General features: G+C 69.6%; 24 protein-coding genes. 14 read left to right on the plus strand and 10 right to left on the minus strand.

All coding sequences use genetic code 11. The annotated features are described in order from the left end of the window. Window positions 1–5 precede the first annotated feature (5 nt). The gene (locus ACFYRH_RS06115) at window positions 6–1,553 is read right to left on the minus strand and encodes an LCP family protein (RefSeq protein ID WP_387768872.1); all 1,548 of its coding nucleotides are present in this window, start codon (window positions 1,551–1,553) and stop codon (window positions 6–8) included. A 48-nt stretch (window positions 1,554–1,601) separates the two neighbouring features. Between ACFYRH_RS06115 and ACFYRH_RS06120 the strand changes: the two genes are divergently transcribed. Continuing rightward, window positions 1,602–2,078 (plus strand): GNAT family N-acetyltransferase, encoded by a 477-nt coding sequence (locus ACFYRH_RS06120; protein WP_387768875.1) that lies wholly within the window; start codon window positions 1,602–1,604, stop codon window positions 2,076–2,078. Here ACFYRH_RS06120 and ACFYRH_RS06125 read toward each other — a convergent pair. Continuing rightward, on the minus strand, window positions 2,029–3,828 hold the full coding sequence (locus ACFYRH_RS06125; protein ID WP_387768878.1) for a protein-arginine deiminase family protein: 1,800 nt from the start codon (window positions 3,826–3,828) through the stop codon (window positions 2,029–2,031). The two genes, ACFYRH_RS06120 and ACFYRH_RS06125, sit on opposite strands and share 50 nt — an antisense overlap. 217 nt (window positions 3,829–4,045) lie before the next feature. On the opposite strand from ACFYRH_RS06125, the gene ACFYRH_RS06130 reads away from it, so the two are divergent. Further along, a complete protein-coding gene (locus tag ACFYRH_RS06130; RefSeq protein ID WP_387768881.1) occupies window positions 4,046–4,819 on the plus strand; it encodes a DUF3152 domain-containing protein in 774 nt (257 codons plus the stop codon). Here ACFYRH_RS06130 and ACFYRH_RS06135 read toward each other — a convergent pair. Next, window positions 4,810–5,175: a VOC family protein gene (locus ACFYRH_RS06135; protein ID WP_387768884.1), complete on the minus strand. Its 366-nt coding sequence runs from the start codon at window positions 5,173–5,175 to the stop codon at window positions 4,810–4,812. The genes ACFYRH_RS06130 and ACFYRH_RS06135 overlap by 10 nt on opposite strands. Window positions 5,176–5,253: 78 nt before the next feature. Continuing rightward, complete coding sequence (locus ACFYRH_RS06140) at window positions 5,254–5,874, minus strand: MarR family transcriptional regulator (RefSeq protein ID WP_387768887.1); 621 nt, start codon at window positions 5,872–5,874, stop codon at window positions 5,254–5,256. A 95-nt stretch (window positions 5,875–5,969) separates the two neighbouring features. Here ACFYRH_RS06140 and ACFYRH_RS06145 point away from each other — a divergent pair, with 95 nt between their 5' ends. Further along, window positions 5,970–6,734, plus strand: a complete 765-nt coding sequence (locus ACFYRH_RS06145) for an SDR family NAD(P)-dependent oxidoreductase (protein WP_387768890.1) — start codon at window positions 5,970–5,972, stop codon at window positions 6,732–6,734. A 193-nt stretch (window positions 6,735–6,927) separates the two neighbouring features. Next, complete coding sequence (locus ACFYRH_RS06150) at window positions 6,928–7,158, plus strand: hypothetical protein (RefSeq protein WP_131284226.1); 231 nt, start codon at window positions 6,928–6,930, stop codon at window positions 7,156–7,158. Between the two features lie 235 nt (window positions 7,159–7,393). Here ACFYRH_RS06150 and ACFYRH_RS06155 read toward each other — a convergent pair whose 3' ends face one another. Next, window positions 7,394–7,759 (minus strand): VOC family protein, encoded by a 366-nt coding sequence (locus tag ACFYRH_RS06155; protein ID WP_387768893.1) that lies wholly within the window; start codon window positions 7,757–7,759, stop codon window positions 7,394–7,396. Between the two features lie 112 nt (window positions 7,760–7,871). Between ACFYRH_RS06155 and ACFYRH_RS06160 the strand changes: the two genes are divergently transcribed. Next, window positions 7,872–8,321: a YdeI/OmpD-associated family protein gene (locus ACFYRH_RS06160; protein WP_387768896.1), complete on the plus strand. Its 450-nt coding sequence runs from the start codon at window positions 7,872–7,874 to the stop codon at window positions 8,319–8,321. Window positions 8,322–8,324: 3 nt separating this feature from the next. On the opposite strand, the gene ACFYRH_RS06165 is transcribed toward ACFYRH_RS06160, so the two are convergent. The 3 genes from ACFYRH_RS06165 to ACFYRH_RS06175 all read right to left on the minus strand — a co-directional run bounded on the left by ACFYRH_RS06165 (window position 8,325) and on the right by ACFYRH_RS06175 (window position 12,051). Continuing rightward, entirely contained in the window at window positions 8,325–9,041 is a 717-nt protein-coding gene (locus ACFYRH_RS06165; protein WP_387768898.1) for a M23 family metallopeptidase, read from the minus strand. Then, the gene (locus tag ACFYRH_RS06170; protein WP_387768900.1) at window positions 9,038–9,682 is read right to left on the minus strand and encodes an excalibur calcium-binding domain-containing protein; all 645 of its coding nucleotides are present in this window, start codon (window positions 9,680–9,682) and stop codon (window positions 9,038–9,040) included. Before ACFYRH_RS06170 ends, ACFYRH_RS06165 begins: the two co-directional genes overlap by 4 nt. Before the next feature lie 122 nt (window positions 9,683–9,804). Continuing rightward, the gene (locus ACFYRH_RS06175) at window positions 9,805–12,051 is read right to left on the minus strand and encodes a HelD family protein (protein WP_387768903.1); all 2,247 of its coding nucleotides are present in this window, start codon (window positions 12,049–12,051) and stop codon (window positions 9,805–9,807) included. 130 nt (window positions 12,052–12,181) lie between these two features. On the opposite strand from ACFYRH_RS06175, the gene ACFYRH_RS06180 reads away from it, so the two are divergent. From ACFYRH_RS06180 to ACFYRH_RS06195, 4 genes are all read left to right on the plus strand, one after another. Continuing rightward, on the plus strand, window positions 12,182–13,282 hold the full coding sequence (locus ACFYRH_RS06180) for a M4 family metallopeptidase (protein WP_387768906.1): 1,101 nt from the start codon (window positions 12,182–12,184) through the stop codon (window positions 13,280–13,282). A 37-nt stretch (window positions 13,283–13,319) separates the two neighbouring features. Beyond that, on the plus strand, window positions 13,320–13,697 hold the full coding sequence (locus ACFYRH_RS06185) for a hypothetical protein (RefSeq protein ID WP_387768909.1): 378 nt from the start codon (window positions 13,320–13,322) through the stop codon (window positions 13,695–13,697). 45 nt (window positions 13,698–13,742) lie between these two features. Next, window positions 13,743–14,270 carry an NADPH-dependent FMN reductase gene (locus ACFYRH_RS06190; protein ID WP_387768912.1) on the plus strand — a complete coding sequence of 176 codons (528 nt, stop codon included), beginning with the start codon at window positions 13,743–13,745 and terminating at the stop codon, window positions 14,268–14,270. A 142-nt stretch (window positions 14,271–14,412) separates the two neighbouring features. After that, window positions 14,413–15,432, plus strand: coding sequence for an LLM class flavin-dependent oxidoreductase (locus ACFYRH_RS06195; RefSeq protein WP_387768915.1), 1,020 nt, complete (start codon window positions 14,413–14,415; stop codon window positions 15,430–15,432). A gap of 3 nt (window positions 15,433–15,435) precedes the next feature. Here ACFYRH_RS06195 and ACFYRH_RS06200 read toward each other — a convergent pair whose 3' ends face one another. After that, a complete protein-coding gene (locus ACFYRH_RS06200; protein ID WP_387768918.1) occupies window positions 15,436–15,927 on the minus strand; it encodes an Lrp/AsnC family transcriptional regulator in 492 nt (163 codons plus the stop codon). 133 nt (window positions 15,928–16,060) lie between these two features. On the opposite strand from ACFYRH_RS06200, the gene ACFYRH_RS06205 reads away from it, so the two are divergent. The 4 genes from ACFYRH_RS06205 (at window position 16,061) to ACFYRH_RS06220 (ending at window position 18,857) form a co-directional block, all read left to right on the plus strand. After that, entirely contained in the window at window positions 16,061–17,215 is a 1,155-nt protein-coding gene (locus tag ACFYRH_RS06205) for a trans-sulfuration enzyme family protein (RefSeq protein WP_387768922.1), read from the plus strand. Window positions 17,216–17,306: 91 nt separating this feature from the next. Then, entirely contained in the window at window positions 17,307–17,663 is a 357-nt protein-coding gene (locus ACFYRH_RS06210) for a helix-turn-helix domain-containing protein (RefSeq protein WP_387768925.1), read from the plus strand. Window positions 17,664–17,718: 55 nt separating this feature from the next. Next, window positions 17,719–18,468: a phosphotransferase family protein gene (locus ACFYRH_RS06215; protein ID WP_387768928.1), complete on the plus strand. Its 750-nt coding sequence runs from the start codon at window positions 17,719–17,721 to the stop codon at window positions 18,466–18,468. Next, window positions 18,465–18,857, plus strand: coding sequence for a GNAT family N-acetyltransferase (locus ACFYRH_RS06220; protein ID WP_387768931.1), 393 nt, complete (start codon window positions 18,465–18,467; stop codon window positions 18,855–18,857). Before ACFYRH_RS06215 ends, ACFYRH_RS06220 begins: the two co-directional genes overlap by 4 nt. On the opposite strand, the gene ACFYRH_RS06225 is transcribed toward ACFYRH_RS06220, so the two are convergent. Further along, window positions 18,844–19,719 (minus strand): hypothetical protein, encoded by an 876-nt coding sequence (locus ACFYRH_RS06225; RefSeq protein ID WP_387768934.1) that lies wholly within the window; start codon window positions 19,717–19,719, stop codon window positions 18,844–18,846. The two genes, ACFYRH_RS06220 and ACFYRH_RS06225, sit on opposite strands and share 14 nt — an antisense overlap. A gap of 134 nt (window positions 19,720–19,853) precedes the next feature. Between ACFYRH_RS06225 and ACFYRH_RS06230 the strand changes: the two genes are divergently transcribed. Beyond that, on the plus strand, window positions 19,854–21,026 hold the full coding sequence (locus tag ACFYRH_RS06230) for an MFS transporter (RefSeq protein WP_387768937.1): 1,173 nt from the start codon (window positions 19,854–19,856) through the stop codon (window positions 21,024–21,026). Window positions 21,027–21,042: the final 16 nt, after the last annotated feature.

Raw genomic sequence — 21,042 nt, forward strand, 5'->3', positions numbered from 1 at the left:
GGAACCTATCCAGGCATCCCGGGGTGGTAGGCGCAGGCTGAGGCGAGATCGCCGTTGTCGGGCTTGGTGGTTGTGCGTGGTTGGGTCGTGCGGGGCTGGGTCGCGGTGCTCGGCGGGGCCGTGGTGACCTTGCGCGGCGCCGCCGTCGTCCGGCCTGCCGGATTGGTCGCCTGGGCCACGATCGCGCGCATCCCGGCGTAGTTCGGGTTGCGGCCGTTCGGGAAGTTCTTCTTCTTGTCCAGGTCGACGTTGACGATCTTGGCGGTCTTCACGCGTTCGCCGAGGGTGACCATCGCGCCGAGCACGTTCGACGGGATGTCGGTGCGGATCAGCTGCTCGCCGGCCTTCGCGATCTGCTGGTAGTTGACCAGCACGTTCTGCGGGGTGGCCCGCTCGACGATCGCCTTGACCGTGCACCGCTGCCGCGCCTGCCGGGCCAGGTCAGCGGTCGGGACCTTGTACCGGCCGCGCGCGAACCAGAGCGCGTCCGTCCCGTTCAGCAACTTGTTCGGCCCGGGCTGCAGGTACCGGCTCGGCGGGATCTTGTCGTCGTCGCTGCCGCCGACCGGAACCGGGTAGTTGATGTTCACGGTGATGCCGCCGAGCGCCTCGACGAGCTGCGCGAACCCGGCCAGGTCGACCTGCACGTAGTAGTGGATCTGCAGCCCGAGCGCCTCGCCGACCGACAACTTCAGCACGTCGGCTCCCTCGTTGTCGGACGGTCCGAGGATGCCGGGGTACAGCTTCGGGATGTTGCGGTACATGGCGTCCAGGTAGAACTCCGGCTGTTCCTTGTTCGGGTCGATCTTCGGGTCCCAGAAGCCGGTCGGGAACTTCTCGTGCAGCGGGGAGTCGGCCGGGAACGGCATCCGCATGAAGTTCCGGGTCAGCGAGATCAGCGCGGTGTTGCCGGTCTTGGTGTCGATACTCGCGACCATCACCGAGTCGGTCCGCGTGCCCTGCCGGCCGTCGCCGTCGTCGGCGCCGAGCAGCAGCACGTTCAGCCGCGGGATCTGCTGCCAGATGTCCTTCTTCGGGGTGATCGTCGGCCGGGTCTGGCTCTTCACCTCGTCGCCGCCGAACACCTTGGTCACCAGGCTGCGCTGCGCCACCAACGTCTGCGCGCCGGTCGCTGCACTGACGGCAAGTGCGAAGCACACCACGCCGATCACCAGCGAGCCGAGCACTCGCGCGCCCGGTCCGGCGGTGAGCGGGCGCAGCATCTTGTACGACGTCACGAGTACGACGACCCAGGCGAGCGCGATCGCGATCAGTCCGGCGATCATCCAGAGCAGCACGGTGGAGTCCAGCGCCCAGGTGATCACGGTGTCGCGGTGCCGCAGACCGACGTACGCCGCGGTGCCGTAGAGCGCGATGCTGATCGCGGTGACGGCCGAGCCGAGGCGGGTCCGGTGCGCGGCGAGGTACGCCGTCCCCGGGACGAGGATGCCGAGGACCGCCAGCGCGAGCGCGGCGAGGGTGGATCGTTGCCGGGACCTGACGCGGCGTGCCCGCTGGCCGCGCGCCGACCGCCGCGCTCTGGTCTGGACCATGCCCTCTTCGATTCACTGACGAGGCAAAAAGTTGGCATGATCGGTGAGGTGACCGACATTCAGGTACGGCGTGCCACGCCGGACGACGCGGAGTCCTTGGTCCGGTTACGGGGACTGATGCTCGCCGCCATGGGCAACGACATCGACGGGCCCTGGCAGAAGATCGCGCACGACTGGTTCACCGAACAGCTGAAATCGCCCGGCACGTTCGCGGCGTACGTCGCCGACGATCCGAGCGCCGGCGTGGTCGCGGGCGCGGCCGGCAACGTCTGGGAGCACCCGCCGGGTCCGCGGGACCTGTCCACCGTGCGCGGTCACCTGTACAACGTCAGCACCGAACCGGACTTCCGGCGGCGTGGTCTGGCACGCGCGTGCGTGGTGGCGCTGATGGACTGGTTCCGGGACGAGACCGCCGTCGGCCAGATCGAGCTGCACGCGACCGACGACGGTATCGACCTCTACCGCGGCCTCGGATTCATCGAGTCGACGTACCCGACCCTGCGTTTCCGGACCACCAAGGCGTAGCGCCGCGGGTGTCGCGGAGCGCGTTGGTGGCGCAGTGCACCTCGCCGCCGCCGAGGTGCGCCCAGGCGAAGTCCTCGACCCAATGCACCCGTACGCCGTTGTTCGCGAGGGCCTGCTCGGTGGCTTGCCGGAAGACGTCCCGCCCGTTCAGCCGCGGCCCGTGCGGATCCGGCGCGGCGAACTGATGCTCGGTGAGCGACAGTCCGTTCACCAGCCCGGGAGTCAGCGCCTTGAGCAGGCCGAACCCGGGCACCTTGTTGAAGACCACCGGTAGCCGCACCAGCTCGTCCGCACGCAGTCCGGTTGCTTTCAGCAGGACCTTGAGCTGGTCGTCGATGTGCCGCGCCGCCGCCTCGTTGTCGGCCTGGCCGGTGCTCAGCACCTCGTCGACGGTCGGCTTGTGCGGCGAGTTGGTGTCCGCGAACAGTTGCTGACCGCCACCACCCCGGCGTTGCACATCGCGCAGCAGCTGGAAGGCGAGTCGTGGGTCCGCGACCGCGAGCGTCCAGCCGCGGGCGTTGTTCGCGCGCACCACGTGCGTCGTCTCGTCCGCGTGCCCGACCATCAGCCAGGACGTGTCGATCACGACCGGCGGCTGGTAGCCCTGGCCGGTCACCATCGTGATGAATCCCGGATCGGGGTGCCGCTCGCCGGACCCGTAGACGATCCGCCCGTGCGGATAGCCGGCGTACGGCGGGAGCGACTCGATGTTGCCGCCCATGTTCAGCAGGTCGTCGAGACCGGGGGAGGCCTTGTCGGCGAGCTCCTGGACGACGCCGACGTCCGGCCCGCGCAGGTCGCGGTACAGCAGCCGGCCGGCGGGGCGCGGCGTGTCGGCCTCCGGGAGATCCCAGACGTTGCCGGAGCGGATCAGGATGCGCAGCGTGTGCGGACCGCCGATGTCCGGCATGCTCGCGGTGGCGGGCTCGAAGGTGTCCTGCAGCCACATGTCCTGCCAGCCTTCCGGTGTACCGTGCACGAACTTCAGGCGAGCACCGGTCGACGTGGTCGCCTGGCGCAACGTCTTCGCGAAGGGCTGCCACTCACCGGGTTCATGAGTGGGCGTCTGGCCCCACCAGCCCTGCCCTTTGGCCGGCTGGCCGGCGAGGACCGTCTGCGCGGGCTGGAGATCGTTCTGCAGCATCAGCGGAGCGACGCGCATCCGGACCGCATCGGTGCTGGTCCGGCCGCGGTCGGCGACCGTCAACGTGACGGTGATCTGCCCGTCCCACCGCGCCGGATCCCGGACGATGTCGCGCCCTTCCAGCTGCAGCCGTACGCCGCGCCGCAGATCCCGCGCGGTCACTGTGCTGACCGGGCGACCGTTCGCGAACACCCGAGCTTTGCTCGCGGGGGTGACCGTGACGCTGCCGATCGCGCTGTCCGAGAGGTTGCGTTGGGCATCGATCGACAACGGCGCCAGGTCGGCGGCATCCCGCGGCCCGTTGATCCGGTCGTCGGCGGAGTCGTTGCAAGCGGCAAGCTTGTCGTCGACCGCGCGGCCCGGCGCATTCAGGTCCGCCGGGTCGACAGTGCAGCGGTGCTCGTCGTCGTCCAGGTTGGGTAGGAAGATCGCACCGCGGGAGTCCGTCCAGGTGTCCTTGCCGGCGTCGTCGGCGTGCGTCAGCAGCCCGTCACGGTTCACGTCGGCGGTCAGTCGCGCCGCCGGGGACGTACCCCAGGCGGTCAGCGTGGGCGTCACAGTGGTCAGCAGCGCCGCGGTGGCGAGACCGGCGGTCCAGCGTTTCATCGAAGGCTCTCCTTTTTGGTACAGGCGTGCTTCTTCGACTGAAACTAACACGGGCGTGTCAGAAAAAGCAGGTGGAAATCCGGTCTCCACCCGTGGGCGGAGAAGGGTTTCTGGGCACAGTGGCAAGAGATGAGTGAGAGCGCGCCCGGCGTGGGCGCGCTGTGCTGTGGGGAGCCGATGGATGCGCCGCTGGAGTGTTGTCAGGAGGACCGCGCTGGTGATCACGGCCGTGGTCGCGATCGGGGCGCTGGTGGAGGTGCCCGCGAGCCCGTTCGCCCGGCACGGAGACCCCGAGCGGCAGGTTCCGGTCGCGGACGAGTCCACCGAATCCGCCCAGTCGCCGGTACGGTCCGAGCTGCCGCGACGGGTCACGATCCCCGCCCAGCCACGCGAGACGATCGCGTATCCGGTCGTCGGGCCGCGAAGGTACGCCGTACTGCCCGGGGATCCCGCAGTGATCGGGCGGGGCGGGCGGTTGATGCGGTTCCGGATCGCGATCGAGAGCGGGATCACCGGGGTCGATCAGGCCGCGTTCGGCCGGTTCGTGCGGGCGACGTACGGCGCGGGGGCCGGGTGGGCGTCGCGCGGGCAGTGGCGGTTCCAGCAGGTCGGCCCGGGTGAGCCGGTCGACTTCACGCTGATGCTGGTGACGCCACAGACGCGGGACGCGATCTGTGGCGCGGCGCCGGACCGGTACACGAGTTGCCGGATCGGGGACCAGGTGGTGCTGAACGTGGCCCGGTGGGCGCACGGCGTACGCGGGTTCGGCGCGTCACTGACGACGTACCGGCACTACATGATCAACCACGAGACCGGCCACCGCCTCGGTCGCGGTCACGAGCTGTGCCCGGGCCCCGGCCAGCCGGCGCCGGTCATGCAACAGCAGACCCTGGGCCTCCACGGCTGCACCGCGTACGCCTGGCCCTACCTGAACGGCGCCCGCTACCAGGGCCGGCTGGGTCAGTACGACGACCCGGTCCCTCAGTCCTGAATGATCGAGAGCACGTTGCCCGCGGGGTCCTTGAACCAGGCGATCAGCGGACCCTGCCCGCGGGAGATCCCGGACTCGTCCTGGTCGTCGTTGTACCGCTCGAACGTGACACCGCGCCCGGCCAGCTCCCGCGCCGTGGCCTCGATGTCGCTGACCGGGAAGTTGAGCACCGTGTACTCGGCCGGCACGTGGTTCGACTTCGGGTACACCAGCACCGGCGTCCCACCCGCGACCCGCAGGTGCAACATCCCGTGCGCTTCCCCGACGTCGATGCCGAGCGTGGTCGCGTAGAACTCCTTCGCCCGCGGGATGTCGTCCACCGAGAACCCGCTGTACGCCTTGCTGTCCTTCAACATCTGCTGCCTCCTCTTGAACCCTGACACCGGCAACGTCGAGACCACAACACCGTTCTCGACATATCCGGCGCTCTCAGGTCAGGTGTGGAGGACCTGGGGAAGGGAGTCGCTGACGGCCGCCGCGACCGAGGCGGACTCGAGACCGTCGGCGACGGTGTGCAGGAGCCGGACCAGGTGGGCGGCGTCGGTGGGACCGAGGATGCCGGTGATGACGTCGAGGACCCGGACGGTGAGGCCGTCGAGCTGGGAGAGCCGCGCCTGCCCCATCCCGGTGACGGCCAGCGCCGGGGTGGTCCGGACCATGCCGAGCGCTTCCAGGTCGGCGATCGCCAGCTCTGCCTCGCCGGCGGTGATACCGACCTGCTGGGCGACCTCGCGGGCGGAGCCGCGGCCGTTCGCGATCGCGTTCAGCACGAGTGCGGCCGGCATCTTGATCCCGACCGCCTCCTGCAGGCCGAGGATCAACGGATGCGCGTGACCGCGGACCCGCTCCACCGCGTCCAGCAGACGAAGCGCATCGCCGACATCGCTGATCAGGTGCTCGGTCTGCACGGCCGCGATCCCCGTCGGCCCGCGGCGAACCGGTGACGGTACGACGCCGCCGATGACCCGCTCAGGCATCACGAGGGCCGTCGCCACTACTTGCTCGTCCTCGGGTCCCGCGGTCGTCGGCCTGATTCCAGCGTCTTCGATGGTCACTTCTCCAGCGTACGGAGCCGTTCCGACAGCTTCGGCGTGTCCTTCCTGAGGAAACCCTGTGAATCTCATGACGTTCGTGCCGTAGCCTCCGCTCCATGCAGCTGAGTGGGAAGCGTGTTCTGGTGATCGGCGGCGGGGGTGGCGGGATCGGGCGGGCGACGACCGAGGCCTTCGGCAACGAAGGTGCGGCGGTGCTGGTCGCGGACCTCGATCCGGCGCGGGCCGAGGAGGCCGCTGCCGCGGTGCGGGAGCGCGGCGGTACGGCGTACCCGACGTCCGGTGATGTTCGTTCGGCGACCGACATCGAGGCGATGGTCGCGGCCGCGGTCGAGACGCTCGGCGGACTCGACGTACTGGTCACGGTCGTCGGCGGACAGGTCGCGTTCGTGCCCGCGGTGAAGCTGCACGAGATGGCCGACGCCGACTGGGACACGATCTACGAGCTGAATCTGCGGTACGTCGCTCGCGCGGTCCGCGCCGCATTGCGGGTTTTCCTGGATCAGGGCACCGGCGGTGCGATCGTCAGCGTCGGGTCGGTCACCGGGTTCATGGCGGCCCCCGAGCAGGCGGCGTACGGCGTGATGAAGGCGGGCATCCTCAGTCTGGCCCGGACCGTCGCGGCGGAGTATGCGCGGGACGGGATCCGGATGAACGTCGCCGCGGCCGGCGCGATCGCGACCGCGGTGGCCAACGCGAACGTCGACGCCGAGGTCGTCGAGGAGATCCCGGCCGGCCGTTTCGGCCGCTCCGCCGAGGTCGCCGGCGCGGTCGTGTACCTCGCCTCGGACGCCGCGTCGTACATCACCGGACAGCAGATCGTGCTGGACGGCGGCGTCTCGGTCCGGGGGCCGTTTCAGTAATCGAACACACGGGCGAAGAATTCGGGTTCCGGTAAGTCCGGAAAAGCCCAGAAATTCTCGAAACGGGGCGTGACCTCCGCTCTCCGTGCTCCGTTGGATCTGACGTGACGGTGAACACAACACGGCGCACCGGCACCGCGCTCGCCCGCGTTTTCCAGGCCGACCACCCTCGAAGTAACAGCCAGGAGGACCAGTGACAACCGCCACCGCCACTCAGACCATTTCGCGACGCCGCGTGCGTGTCTGGTTCGGTGAGCACGTGATCGCCGACTACAACGCCGAGCCGGCGTTGGCCGAGCGGTATGCAGACGCCATGAGCCGTCGGTTCGCCGGTCTCCGGGTCACCAACGACCCGATGCCCGCCGTCGACAAGCTCCCCGACCCCCTGCCCGGCGAGCGCATGTGGGACGTAGCACCCCGCTGAGAAAGTCTCCGGCACCTTCCGCGTTCCGTACCCACCAGACAACCCACGCGGAACGACGCCTGATCGAGTCGCCTCACCTCGATCACCCGAAGGGCCGGTTGTGGGCGGCAAGCGAGTGTGGGCGTTCTGCCCCTCGCTTGCCGCCATTTTCTCCCCTGCAAATGCGCCTGAATGCAATCAGCAATTCCGCAGTGAACGTTCGCGCCGGATCCCCCTGGTCCGGTGCGAACTTTTTTCACTTTCCTTCGTAGTACTCCGGTTTCATCTGAATGAGCTGGACGTAGTTCCCGTCCGGGTCGAGCAGCGTCGCGAACCAGCCGATACCGCGGTCCTCCGGCGGCACGAGCCATTCGACGTCCAGCGTGCGCAGGTGCGCGGCCGCCGCCTCGATGTCGTCGACCGCGAAGTTCACGATGTGCCGCCCGGGCTCGGCGTTCTTCGCCGCGACGTCGTCGCGCTGCTCGATCACCAGACCGAACCCGCCCAGGTCCAGGTTCCCGTAGCCGTCGACCTCCGCCTGGAAGCCGTCGCGGTACCACGTCTTCAGCCGCCCGGCGTCGGTGCTGCCGAGCAACATGCTGTTCAGTACGGGCTTCGCCACCATCTCTCCTTCCACTGAAACTGACGTCGGGTACGTCGGAACGCCCGGGCGGATCTCGACATGACCTGCTTGACTGGACCGACGACCGCACCGACCGCACCAGGGAGGTTCGATGAAGATCACCGCCGAACTGCTGGCCACCGGTAAGAACACCGCCGGTTTCGAGATCCCCGAGTCCGTCGTCGAGTCGCTCGGAGGCGGCGGCCGGCCGAAAGTCAGCGTCACGGTCAACGGATTCACGTTCCGTACGTCGATCGCGCGGATGGGCGGGCGCTACCTGCTCGGGGTCAGCGCGGACCGTCGTACCGAGGCCGGCGTCGCGCCCGGCGACGTACTCGACCTCGATGTCGAGCTCGACACGGCGCCGCGGGAGCTCGAGGTCCCGGAACCGTTGGCGACCGCGCTCGCCGCGGACGCCGAGGCGCAGGCGTTCTGGGAGACGCTCAGCTACAGCAACCGGCAGTGGCACGTGCTACAGGTGACGTCGGCGAAGACCGAGGCCACTCGCGACCGTCGTATCGAGAAGTCGATCGGCATGCTCCGCGAGGGCCGGGCTCGCTGACGCTCAGCAATACGAGCGGCAGCCGCGATCCACGCCGTACCGGCGCCGGGTCCTCGCGACCAGCGCGACCGGTGACAGCTGTCCGCCACGGTGCCAACTGTTCAGGAACGCCTGTGGCGGCACGGCTCCGCGGCGGACCCACCACACGGTCGGCGCCGTTGGCCAGCTGATCCCGAAGTGCAGGTGGGGCGATGTGCCTCGGGCACTTCCGGTCTTCCCGGTTCGTCCAAGCGGCTGCCCGGACCTGACCTCGACGCCCGGTTTGATGCCCGGCTGGATGGCTGACAAGTGCGAGCCGTAGTACCGGACGCCGTCCGCTCCGACGATCGAGACCGACAGACCGCCGCGGTCGGCGCCCCGGTTGGTCTTCGGATCCCAGGCGTCGACCCGGGTGACTTCGTCGACCCGCCCGGCCACCGGCGCGACGAACAAGCAACCGACGTTGGTGAAGATGTCCGACGCGGGATAGTCGTGATGACTCTGCGAGGCGTCCGCCCGGCATCCACCTACTGGGAACACATAGTGGATCACCGGCCGGTCGGGCCTTTCCGGTGTGGATGGTCGTGCGGTCGGCGCCCTCGAGGCCGGGCGTGGCGTAGGTGACGGGGCCGCGGTGGTTTTCGGGCTGTCGAACGCTCCCGCTGCCGACAGCGCGAACAACCCACCACCGGTCACGACCACCGCCGCTACCAGGAATCCGGCCCAAGCCTGTCGCGTCACGGGTACCAGAATGCGTTGACCGCCGCCTTCGAGTACACCGTCTCACACGGAATTCCGTTCTTGTCGGCGTCCATCCGGGCCGGCATGCCGTAGTACCACCAGTACCGGACGGCCTCCGCGTACGACGCTCCGCGAGCGGCGAGGTCACGGCAGTACAGTCCGGCCGACCAGTACACGACGCCGTCGACGGCGCGCCCGTTCCAGTACGCCGCGACGGACCCGCGCGAGTACACGGTCTCGCACGGAATTCCGTTGCTGTCGGCATCCATTCGGCCGGGTTGGCCGTGCAGTCGCCAGTAGTCGACGGCCGCGGCGTACCCGAATCCCCTCGCCTTCAGGTCCCGGCAGAACAATCCGGCCGGCAACTCCCGGACGTCTCCGGCCGCCGGCTCCGACGTGGACGTTCCCTGCACCGACGGGGTCACCGTCACCGTGCGCGTCGCGGTCGGCGCGGCCGTTGCCCGCGCGGCCGGCGCCGACGGCGGCGTACCAGCTGCCCGGGACGCCGGATCGTCCTTCGTCATCAGCACCACGAGCCAGGCCAGCAACACCAGAATGACGCCGACCGCTACTCCCCCCAGTACTGCCAGGACCGCGTTACCCCACTCACGCCGCGTGCGTGCAGACGCATCTCCATTCATTTTTCCCCCCGCGCCACCACCGGCGCCTCATCCCCCTAGCACCCGATAGAGCCGCTGCGCCGACAACCACGAAGCTGCTCATCTTTCGACGGTAGGCCGATGCGGGGCGGATGGACAGATGTTCAGCGGGGCATCGCCCAGGCGGTGGTGTCCGTGAGTACGTCGGGTAGCCGGCCCACGACACCGAGACGTTGCGTGCAACGGGTCAAGGCGACGTACAGGTCGCGCAGTCCGCGTGGGGACTCGATCACGATGCCGTCCGGGTCGACGACCAGGACCGAGTCGAACTCGAGCCCTTTGGCTTCGCGGGCCGTGAGGACGGTGACGCCGGAGAGCCCGTCGACCGCCTCCTGGATCAGCTCCAGCCGGCTGCGCGACGTGATCACCCCGACCTCGCCGTACGCCGTCTCCTCCGCCGCCATCTTGTAGACGTACAACGCCTGGTCGGCCGCCGGTACGTCGATGTGCCATGGCTGCACGCCCGTCGAACGGACCGACTGCGGCGCCCGCGCCGACGGGTCGACCGCCCGCAGCACGTCGTTCGCGACCTCCATCACCTCGGCCGGCGTCCGGTAGTTCAGCGTCAGCTCCGCGAGGCGCCAGCGGTCGCCGAACGTCTCACCGAGGGCACTCGCCCACGTCGTCCCGCCGCCGACCGAGCTGGTCTGCGCCACGTCACCGACCACGGTCATGGACCGCAGCGGGCACCGCCGCGCGATCGCCCGCCACGCCATCGGCGACAACTCCTGCGCCTCGTCGACGATGACGTGCCCGTACGTCCAGCGCCGATCGGCCGCCGCGCGGTCGGCCAGCGTCCGGTCGTCGTCCGCCTCGTAGCGCTCGGCGAACGCCTCGGCGTCCAGAATGTCCTTGGCGGTCAGGATCTCCGCCTCGTCGTCCTCGTCGAAGTCCGTCGACCCCGAACCGGACAGCACGTCCAGAGCACCTTGCGCATAAGCGATCGCCCGCGCTCGCGCGGCCCGCTCCCGCGCCGCCTCGGTCCCGTCGTCACCGAGCAGCTCCGCCGCCTCGTCCAGCAGCGGTACGTCGGCCGGGCTCCAGTCGTCGCCGTACCGCAGCAGGTGTTCGCGATCCAGCGCGGACAATTGCGGCGCCGCGGACGCGAGCCGGTCCTCGTCGCCGTACAGGTCCTCGAGGAGTTTCCGCGGACTGAGCAGCGGCCAGAGCTGTTCGAGCAGCGCCTGGACGGCGGGTTCCGCGAGCACCTCCTTACGCAGCTCGGCCAGGTCGTACTCGTCGAGCAACTGCTCCCCGTCGAGCGGGTCGGTGCCGATCAGGTCGGCGTACAGGCTGGTCAGGTGGTCGGTGATCTCGTTCAGGACGTACGGACGCGCCTGGTTGTGGGTGAGGTTGCGGTTGCGGACCCGGGCATGGGTCGCCGCGCACACCTCCGGCTCGAGGGTGAGCTCGGTCCGGTCGACCGTCACCCGCACCGGTTGCTCCGGGATCCACTGCCGGTCGGCGACCGCCTTCGCGACCACGTCGGCCATCACCGTCCGGCCCTTCACCTCGGCGCTCTCCGAGGATTCCGGGCGGGTCGCGTTCAGGCCGGGGTACAGCTCGGCCACGGTGACGAGGCGGACGCCGTCCTCACCGAGCGACGGCAGCACCTGGCCGATGAAGCGCAGGAACGCCGCATTCGGGCCGACGACGAGAATTCCGCGCTTTTCCAGCTGCTCGCGGTGCGTGTAGAGCAGAAAAGCCGCGCGGTGCAGGGCGATCGCGGTCTTGCCGGTGCCCGGACCGCCCTGGACGACCAGGATTCCGGGCAGCTCGGAACGGATGATCCGGTCCTGGTCGGCCTGGATCGTCTGGACGATCGACTCCATCCGGCCGGTCCGGCGCGCCTCCAGTGCCTTCATCAGCACGGCCTCGCCGATCACGCCGGTACCGGGTTTGGACGCGTCGGCCGCCTCGCGGGCGAGGTCGAGCTGCTCGTCCTGGACGTCGACGACGCGCCGCAGCCGGGTCTGCACGTGCCGGCGCCGGACGATGCCGTGGTTCGCCACCGCGGTCGCGATGTAGAACGGCCGGGCCGCGGGGGCGCGCCAGTCGACGAGCAGCGGTTCGTAGTCGTCGTCGTGCAGGCCGAGCCGGCCGATGTGCAGGACCTCGCCGCCGGCGGTGTCCAGGCGGCCGAAGTACAGCCCCTCCTCGGCGGCGTTCAGGCGCGCCTGCCGGAGTTTGAGGTCACGGATCCGGCCGTCCCGCTGGTGCAGGGCCTGGGCGTTGCGGGTGTGCACCTGCTGCTCGTCGTCGGTACGCGCCTCGGTGCGCTCGCGCTCGGTGTCCAGCGCGGCGTAGAACTTGGTCAGGTGTGCCTGTTCGGCATCGACCGGATTCGGCAATTCATTACCCCTTGTGTTAAAATGCGTCCCGGTTGGTTTTCAGGCCGCATTTCACTCTTTGCAGAAATGACACTGCGCGCGGCAGCCACAAATCCTTGAGTTTATCTCCTGGCCGGGTTTTCCTGTAGTGGTGTTCCACTCGATCGTCCCGCCGTATCTGCTCGAGCAACTCGAGCGATCCGCGGGTGACCCCAGCGTCCGGGCCCGGATCCGGCAGTCGTTGCAGCACGACGCCGTACTGCGTGGCAGGCCCGCGTCGGGTCGAGAACGGGTGGCCGCGGCGGCCGGCCGGCAGCGGAAGGTGTACGACGCCGAGCACGGGACCGACCTGCCCGGCACGCTGGTGCGTTCCGAGGGCGACGACGCGGTCCAGGACAAGGCGGTCAACCAGGCGTACGACGGCACCGGCGCGACCTGGACGCTGTACAAGGAGTGCTACGGGCGGGACTCGATCGACGACGCCGGGCTGGTGCTCACCTCGACGGTGCACTACGACCGGGGCTACGCGAACGCGTTCTGGGACGGCTCGCAGATGGTCTTCGGCGACGGTGACGGCGAGATCTTCGGAAACTTCACGTCGTCGGTCGATGTCACGGGGCATGAGCTGACCCACGGCGTCACGCAGTACACGGCGAACCTCGCGTACAACGGTCAGTCCGGCGCGCTGAACGAGAGCATCTCGGATGTGTTCGGCTCGCTCGCGAAGCAGTACTCGCTGGGTCAGAGCGCGGCCGACGCCGACTGGTTGATCGGGGCCGGACTGTTCCTGCCCGGGGTGCAAGGGGTCGCGCTCCGGTCGATGAAGGCACCGGGGACGGCGTACGACGATCCGCGGCTGGGCAAGGACCCACAGCCGGCCACGATGGCGGGGTACGTCGAGACGCAGGACGACAACGGCGGCGTACACATCAACTCAGGCATCCCGAACCACGCGTTCTACCTGGTCGCGACGGAGCTCGGCGGCAACGCGTACGACGACGCGGGCAAGATCTGGTACGACACGCTGACCTCCGGCAAGCTCCCGCAATCGGCCTCCTTCCGAGACTTCGCCGACGCCACCCGAACCACCGCCCGCGAGCTCTACGGCGATGCCTCCCCCCAACTCACCGCCGTCACCAAGGCCTGGCAAACCGTCGGCGTAGTCGACGACCACACCCCCTTGATGAACGCCGCCCACGCCGACCTCCAGCCCTCCACCCCACCTTCGCTCCCACCCGACCCCACCCCCTGACGTGCGCCGCGGGCTCTGGCTGCTGAACGTTCTCGCGATGCCGGTGATCGCTGTCGTGGCGATCCTGCAGCCGGTGACCGTTCTGTCCGCAACCTGCGTCAGCGCGGAGTGCGATCCGCATGGCTACGTGGCGATCTTCAGCACCGCCCCGGCGGTGGGCGTCACCGCGATCGCGGTGATCGCCCTGGTGCTGCTGGTGAGGCGCAGCCGCGCGGGTTTCGGCACGGCACTCGGTGCCGCCGGTGGCTGTGCCGGGATGCTGGCGATGTTCGGTGAGTTCCTGCCGGTGACGCTGGTCTGGCGGCTCGGCGCCGTCACGGTGGCCATTGCCTGGCTCGCGATCGCCGGACTGCGGTGGGCGCCGGCGCGAGTGCGCCCGCGGCTGGTGGAACCGCCGTACCCGCCGCTCGGATGAGACGGTTTGACCTCAAGTTTAGTTGAGGTATTAGCGTGTTTTGTCGTGACTGTTCATCCGCTCCGGCTCGTGGTGTTGACGCGCAATCTCGAGGTGGGGCGGTTCGGGACGGCGGTGACGCGGTGGTTCGTGCGGGAGGTCGAGCGGGCGGACGAGTTCAAGCTCGACCTGATCGACCTGAGTGTGCTGCCGCTCGCCGAGTTGCCGGGGCGGATCGCGGACGCGGATGCGGTGCTGATCGTCACCGCCGAGTACAACCACGCCTACCCGGGTGACGTGAAGAGCGCGATCGACGCCGTACGGCGGCCTTGGTACGCGAAGCCGGTCGGGTTCGTGGTGTACGGCGGCCGCTCCGGCGGACTCCGGGCGGCCGAGCAGTTGCGACTGGTCTTCGGCGAGCTGCACGCGGTCACGATCCGCGACAGCCTCGGCTTCCGCGAGGAGGACTTCACCGCGGACGGCGAGCCGGCCGATCCGAGCACGTCTGCGGCCGCCGCGGCCCTCCTCCACCAACTCGCCTGGTGGGCCCGTTCGCTCCGCGACGCCCGCGCGGCGACTCCGTACCCCGGCTAGGCGGACCGCCACCACTCACCAACCGCGGTGCATCTCCCCGTGCCACGCTCGGCCATCGCTCAACCGGCGCTCTGACCGCCAGTTGCTGAGTGGTGGCCGTCCGCCGGAATAGGACGACTGCCCCAGCAGTTGGGAGTTGAACGTGACCGCTGAACCGATGCCCCTGTCCGTGCTCGATCTCTCGCCGGTGCCGACAGGTACGCGGCCGTCGGAGGCGTTGCACGAGACGCTCGAGCTGGCCCGCACCGCGGAAGCGGCCGGGTATCACCGGTTCTGGCTGGCGGAGCATCACAACATCCCGAGTGTGGCGAGTTCGAGCCCCGAGGTGATGATCGCGGCGGTCGCCGCCGCGACGTCGACGATCCGGGTCGGCTCCGGCGGCATCATGCTGCCGAACCACTCGCCGCTGAAGGTCGCCGAGACCTTCCGCGTCCTCGGCGGTCTCTACCCTGACCGCATCGACCTCGGCCTCGGCCGTGCCCCGGGCACCGACCAGCGCACCGCGCTCGCGCTGCGCCGCAGCCGGGAGGCGCTCGGCGCCGACGACTTCACCGAGCAGTACGCCGAACTCCGCGCGTACGTCGACGGCTTCCCGGCGGGCCACCCGTTCGAGCCGATCACCGCGCAACCGACCGACGTACCGCTCCCGCCGATCTGGATCCTCGGCTCCAGCACGTACGGCGGCCAGGCGGCGGCCGCGCTCGGAACGGGTTTCGCGTACGCAGGGCACTTCGGCACCCTCGACCCGGCGGGCGTGATCTCGGCGTACAAGACCAACTACCAGCGCTTCGAGCACGATGGTGCGCCGCACGCGATCCTGGCGCTGGCCGCGATCGTCGCCGAGACCGAGGAGCGTGCGCAGGCGCTGGCCCGCGCGAACGCCCTGTCGACCCTGCGCCTGCGATCCGGCCGCCCCGGCCCGCTGCCGTCTCCCGAGGAGGCGGCCGCCTACCCGTGGAGCGACGCCGAGGAAGCCGCCGTCGAGGAGTGGACCGGTCTCGTCACCGTGGGTACGCCGGACCAGGTGGCCGCGGAGCTCCTGCGCAAGGCCAACACCGCCGGCGCGGACGAGCTGATCATCACCACGAACATCCACGACCCGGCGGAACGCCGCCAGTCCTTCCAGTTGCTCGCGGAGGCGTGGGGCCTGAAGCCCCGGTAGGACTCATCCGCCGCGGACGTGCTCGAAAATGAGGCTCGTCTCGGCGTGGCTGACCGCGGGATCCGCGGTCAGATGATCCAGCACGAACTCCCGCAGTGCGTCGGGAGTCGCGGCTGACACATGCAGCAGGTAGTCGTTGGCTCCGCTGACATGGAAGAGCGACAGGACGCCGGGTAGCCGCGGCACCTTCGTACGGAAGCGGTCGATCTCGTCGCGGGAGTGCGCGCCGATCCGGATCGCGATCAGCGCCTGCAGCGGCCGGCCGAGCGCGCCCAGGTCGACGTCGGCGTGGAAGCCGCGGATCACCCCGCGCTCGCGCAATGACCGCACCCGGGTCAGGCAGGTCGACGGCGCGACGCCGACCGCCTCGGCGAGCGCGTTGTTCGGCATCCGGCCGTCGGCCGTGAGCAGCTCGACCAGCTTCCGGTCGACGTCGTCGAGTCCGTCGGGAAGCGGCCGCGGGGCCGGTCCCGGGCTCCGACGATCCTTCGGCATGCCACCACTGTAGGGCCCGTCCACAGAATCCACAGCGTGTGGACGACCCTGTGGACGAATTTTCTTCGGAACTGTTGCGGTGATCTCGCAGAAGATTCCACAGTCACCTCAGTTATCCACAGGAGGTGGACCGATGACCCAGCTCGACACCCGCTCGGTACACGCCGGTCGGCGCGACCTGACCGCCCTCGGCGTCCACGTGCCGCCGATCGACCTGTCGACCACGTATCCGCTGCCGGGCGTGCACACCGGCGGAGCGTCGTACGACGCGCTCGCGGAGGGCCGCGGGCCGGACGGCGGGAGCCTCGTCTACCAGCGCTTGTGGAACCCGACCGTCGCGCGGTTCGAGGACGCGCTGGCCGAGCTCGAGCACACCGACGGCGCGGTCGCGTTCGGCTCCGGGATGGCCGCGCTGACCGCGTGTCTGCTCGCCACGGTCGCCGCGGGCAGCCCGCATGTGGTCGCGGTCCGCCCGCTGTACGGCGGCACCGACCACTTGTTATCCACAGGCCTCCTGGGGACAACAGTCACTTACGCACAGCCTGCGGACGTCGCGGCCTCGATCCGGCCCGGCACCGGAATGGTCCTCGTCGAGACGCCGGCGAACCCGACCGTCGACCTTGTGGACATCGCGGCCGTCGCCACCGCGGCCGGCGACGTACCCGTGTTGGTGGACAACACGTTCGCGACGCCGGTGCTGCAGCAGCCGGCTCGGCACGGGGCGAGCCTGGTCTTGCACTCGGCAACCAAGTACCTCGGCGGTCATGGCGACGTGATGGGTGGCGTCGTCGCGGCCGGCGTGGAGTGGGTCGGCAGGCTCCGGCAGATCCGCGCTGTGACAGGTGGCCTGCTGCACCCGCTGGCTGCGTACGAACTGCACAGGGGATTGCAGACGTTGCCGGTGCGAGTCCGGGCGCAGCAGGCGACCGCCATCAAGGTCGCCGACTGGCTGGCGGCGCAGCCGAACGTCGAGCGGGTCCACTACCCGGGCCTCGCGGATCCGTCCGGTCTGATCGGACGGCAGCAGGCCGGTCCCGGTGCCGTCCTCGCCTTCACCGTCAGCGGTGGCTTCGAGGCGGCGTCCCGGGTGGCAGGCGGTCTGGAGCTCATCACCCACGCGGTGTCGCTCGGCGGCGTCGACACGCTGATCCAGCACCCCGCCGGGCTGACCCACCGCCTCGTTGCCTCCGAGGCCAAGCCCTCCGATGCTCTCCTCCGCCTGAGCCTGGGACTGGAGGACCCCGAGGACCTCACCCAAGACCTCGCCCAGGCCCTGACGCTGGACTGAAGGAATCTGCTCAGGGCAGATCTTCGTACGGCGGACCCGTGCGGGATGGCACACTCGGTACAGGACATCCGGAGGCGAGGAGGGCCAGGACGTGTTGCTACGCCAGGTGATCGGGAACGTCTTCCGCCGACTGCGGCGCGAGCGGGGCATCACCCTGCGTGAGCTCGCCGAGCAGGCCCAGGTGTCGGTGCCGTATTTGTCCGAGATCGAGCGCGGCCGCAAGGAGCCGTCCTCGGAGATCCTCGCCGCGATCTGCCGCGCGCTCGAGCTCGAGCTGACCGACCTGCTGGCCGAGGTGCAGTTCGACCTCACCACCGCGGTCCGCACGACGCTGCCGGTCCGGCTGCAGACCGCCGCGATCCGGGTCGAGGAGCGCTCCGCCCAGCGCATCCCGTCCGGCCCTCGCGCCTACTCGGCCTCCGCGCAGGCCTTCACCCTGGTCGCCTAGGAAGTCGCCTAGAAAACCGGTCCCGCAGGCCGCAGTAGGCGTCTAGCCTGACCGCGTGCCGAACTATGTGAAGCGCCGGCCGCCCGCGGTGCCGGGGTCGATTCCGGATGTCCTGAAGATGTTCCAGTCCGAGGTCCGGTTCTACACCGAGATCGCGCCGGTCGTCGGCGTCCGTGTGCCGGAGTGCTACCAGGCCGAGCAGACCGTCGACGGCACCCTGCTGGTCCTCGAGGACCTGTCCGCCTGGACACCGGGCGCCGCGCCGGACGCCGGCGCCCGAGCGCTGCGTGAGCTCCACGACCGCTGGGTCGGCCGGCTCGAGCAATGGCCCTGGATCCGGCCGATCGGTGCCGGCGAGGACTTGGTCGCCGCCCTGTACGACGAGGCATGGCCGGCGATCGCGGCGCGGTCGGACCTGTCGCCGGCTGTGCTGGAGTTCGGTCAGCGCCTCGTCGGCAAGGTGCAGGACGTCGACCGCGTCGTCGCGACAGCAGGCCCGTTGACGCTGGTGCACGGTGATGCGTCCGCGCAGAACCTGCGGACCGGGCCGAACGGCGAGGTCGCGTTCCTCGACTGGGAGGACGTGTCGGCGGCGCCGGGCGTGCTGGATCTCGCCTGGTTCCTGGTGTCATCGGTGGAGCCCGCGGCGTGGTCCGATGCGCTGAACGCCTATGGACCGGTCGACGGTTTGCGCAGCGTGCTGCCGTCCGTGATGGTGCAGGGCTATCTGTCGGTGTCCGACCTGCCCGACGGCGCCGCGACGGCGTGGAACGCCCGGCTGGGGAGTGCGGTGGGGATGCTGTGAAGTACTTCGTACGGTTTCCGGTCGATGATCGGGAGTTGTCGTTGCTGCATGCCGCTGCGTTCGAGGGCGAGCCCGAGGTGCACGCGTGGGCGGAGCGGTTGGAGCGGTGGGCGCTGACCTGGGTGGGTGCCTTCAGCAACGATCAGCTGGTGGGATTCGTGCAGGTGTGTTGGGATGGCGGCGCGCATGCGTTCGTGCTGGACACCGCCGTCCATCCCGATCACGGCAGGCAGGGGATCGGTCAGCAGCTGGTGCTGACGGCTGCCGAGGAGGCTCGCAAGGCCGGGTGCGAATGGCTGCACGTGGACTTCGAACCGCACCTGACCGCGTTCTACCTCGATGCCTGCGGTTTCCGTCCGACCGACGCCGGCCTGCTCAGACTTCGGTGAGGGTCAGGCCTTCGGTGGAGATGCAGGACGTCAGGCAGCGTTCCTTCGCGTCCCCGAGCAGGTCCGCGGTCCAGGTGGTGAAGCCGCCGTCGCCGAGCCCGGCGCCGGCCCGGTCGATGCCGAGTCCGAGACCCGCGTAGTAGTTCGCGCTCTTGGTCCGCTCGGTGTCCTCTCTGAACGCGACCCCGAGCGCCGGACGGACGGTGTCCTCGATCCGGTCCCGCAGCCCGCTCTCCCGGAACGCGGTGAAGGTGAGATCGGCCTTCTCGCCGAGTACGGCGTGCCAGAAGCTCAGGTGGTCGATCAGCAGCTCCGCCTCGGTCCGGAACGACCCGGTGTCCCGAGCGCTCGACACCAGCACGAACAGCTCGAAGTGCGCCGTCATCCCGGGCCCGTCGAACGTCTGCGCCCGGACGACTCGCTGACAGGCCGCCAGGTGTACGCGGTCCTGCCCGGCGCGCCGCCGTACGGCGGCCTCGATCGCCAGCTCGTTGGTCGGATCGCTCGCGACCTCCGTTCCGCGCACCGTGCTGACCACCTGATTCTGGTTGATCGTCGCGACCGCGGAGCAGGTGCCGAGCGGCGTGACCGGGGACAGCTGGACGCCGTCGAACTTGGCCGGCAGCAGCTCCCACAGTCGCTGCTGGGTCTTCACCAGCTCCCGCGGATCGATGCGCGACGGCCGCACGAACCGGTCCTGCTGCCAGCGCTGCAGGAGCCGCGCAGGCGTCATCTTGGCGGCGCGGCCGCGCGTCACGTCCAGCAGGACGGACTGCAGTTCGGACTGGCTCAGACCGTCGACCAGAGCCTCCCGGCTGCCTTCCGGAAGCTTCGCCCAGAACCGTTCGCTGACTTGTCCCATCGCCCTACTCTGACCGAAATTCGGGCTGATCCGCGCGCCATTTATGTCGTATCGTCGAGGGCATGAGACTTCCGAGCCCGCATCTTTGACGCGCTGACCGAGGGCTGTCGGTCCGGCTGATCGCCTTCGAGGCGTTGCAGGACTTCATCCCGCTCTACCCGCTGTACCAGCTGCTCTTCACCGATCACGGGCTCTCGGCTGCCCAGATCTCGACGCTGTTCGTCATCTGGTCGGCGACCGGTTTCGTGCTCGAGGTACCGTCCGGCGCCTGGGCGGACTCGTACTCGCGCCGCAAGCTGCTGATCCTCGGTGCCCTGCTCAGCGGCCTTGGGTACGCCGCCTGGATCACGCTCCCGTCGTTCGCCGGCTTCGCCCTGGGGTTCGTCCTCTGGGGTACGTCGTCCGCGCTGATCTCGGGAACCTACGAGGCGTTCACGTACGACGAACTCGCGGCCCGCAACCGCACCGATCACTTCGCGACGCTGCTCGGCCGCGCCCGGTCCGCGTCATTCGTGGCGAACCTGACCGCGACCGCACTCGCGACGCCGCTGTTCGACCTCGGCGGCTACACGTTGGCCGGTGTGGTGAGCGTGCTGAGCTGCCTGACGCAGGCGCTGGTCGCGTGGTCCCTGCCCGAGCCGCGCCCGATCGAGGCTGCGCGGGAATCCGACGAACCCGGTGCTCGCGCGGCGTTCGGCAACTACCTGCACATGCTCCGCGCCGGTGTGTCCGAGGTGCTGATGAGTGGCGTGGTACGGCGCGCCGTTCTCCTGGTCGCGCTCCTCGGCGGCTTCCTCGCGTTCGACGAGTACTTCCCGCTGCTGGCCCGGGAGACCGGTGCCGCGACCGGCATGATCCCGTTGCTGATCGCGGGCACCGTGGCCGCCCAGGCGATCGGCGGTGCGCTCGCCGGACCGGCGTACAAGTTGCCAGCAGCAACGTTCGGGGCCGGGTTGGCGGTGACCGCGGTGCTGATCGCGACCGGCGCGCTGAGCGGCTCCGCCTGGGGCTTCGTGCCGATCGCGATCGGGTACGGCGTGATGCAGTTGGTGATCGTGGTGTCGGAGTCGCGACTGCAGGACGCCATCACCGGTCCGGCCCGAGCGACCGTGACGTCGGTGTCCGGGCTGTTCGCCGAGGTCTCCGCGATCGCCGTGTACGCCGGGTTCGCGGTCGGATCGGTGTGGTTCACGATGGCGATCCTGGTCGCCGCCCTGACCATCCCGGTGCTGCTGACCGCCTTCGTCGTACCGTTCGCGCTGCCGGCGGCACGTGATTCGGCGGCGGCCGAAGTGTCCGAGACCTAGCCTCACGTCATGAGCA

Origin of the sequence: Kribbella sp. NPDC004875 (genome assembly GCF_042873375.1) — a bacterium.
GTDB lineage: Bacteria > Actinomycetota > Actinomycetes > Propionibacteriales > Kribbellaceae > Kribbella.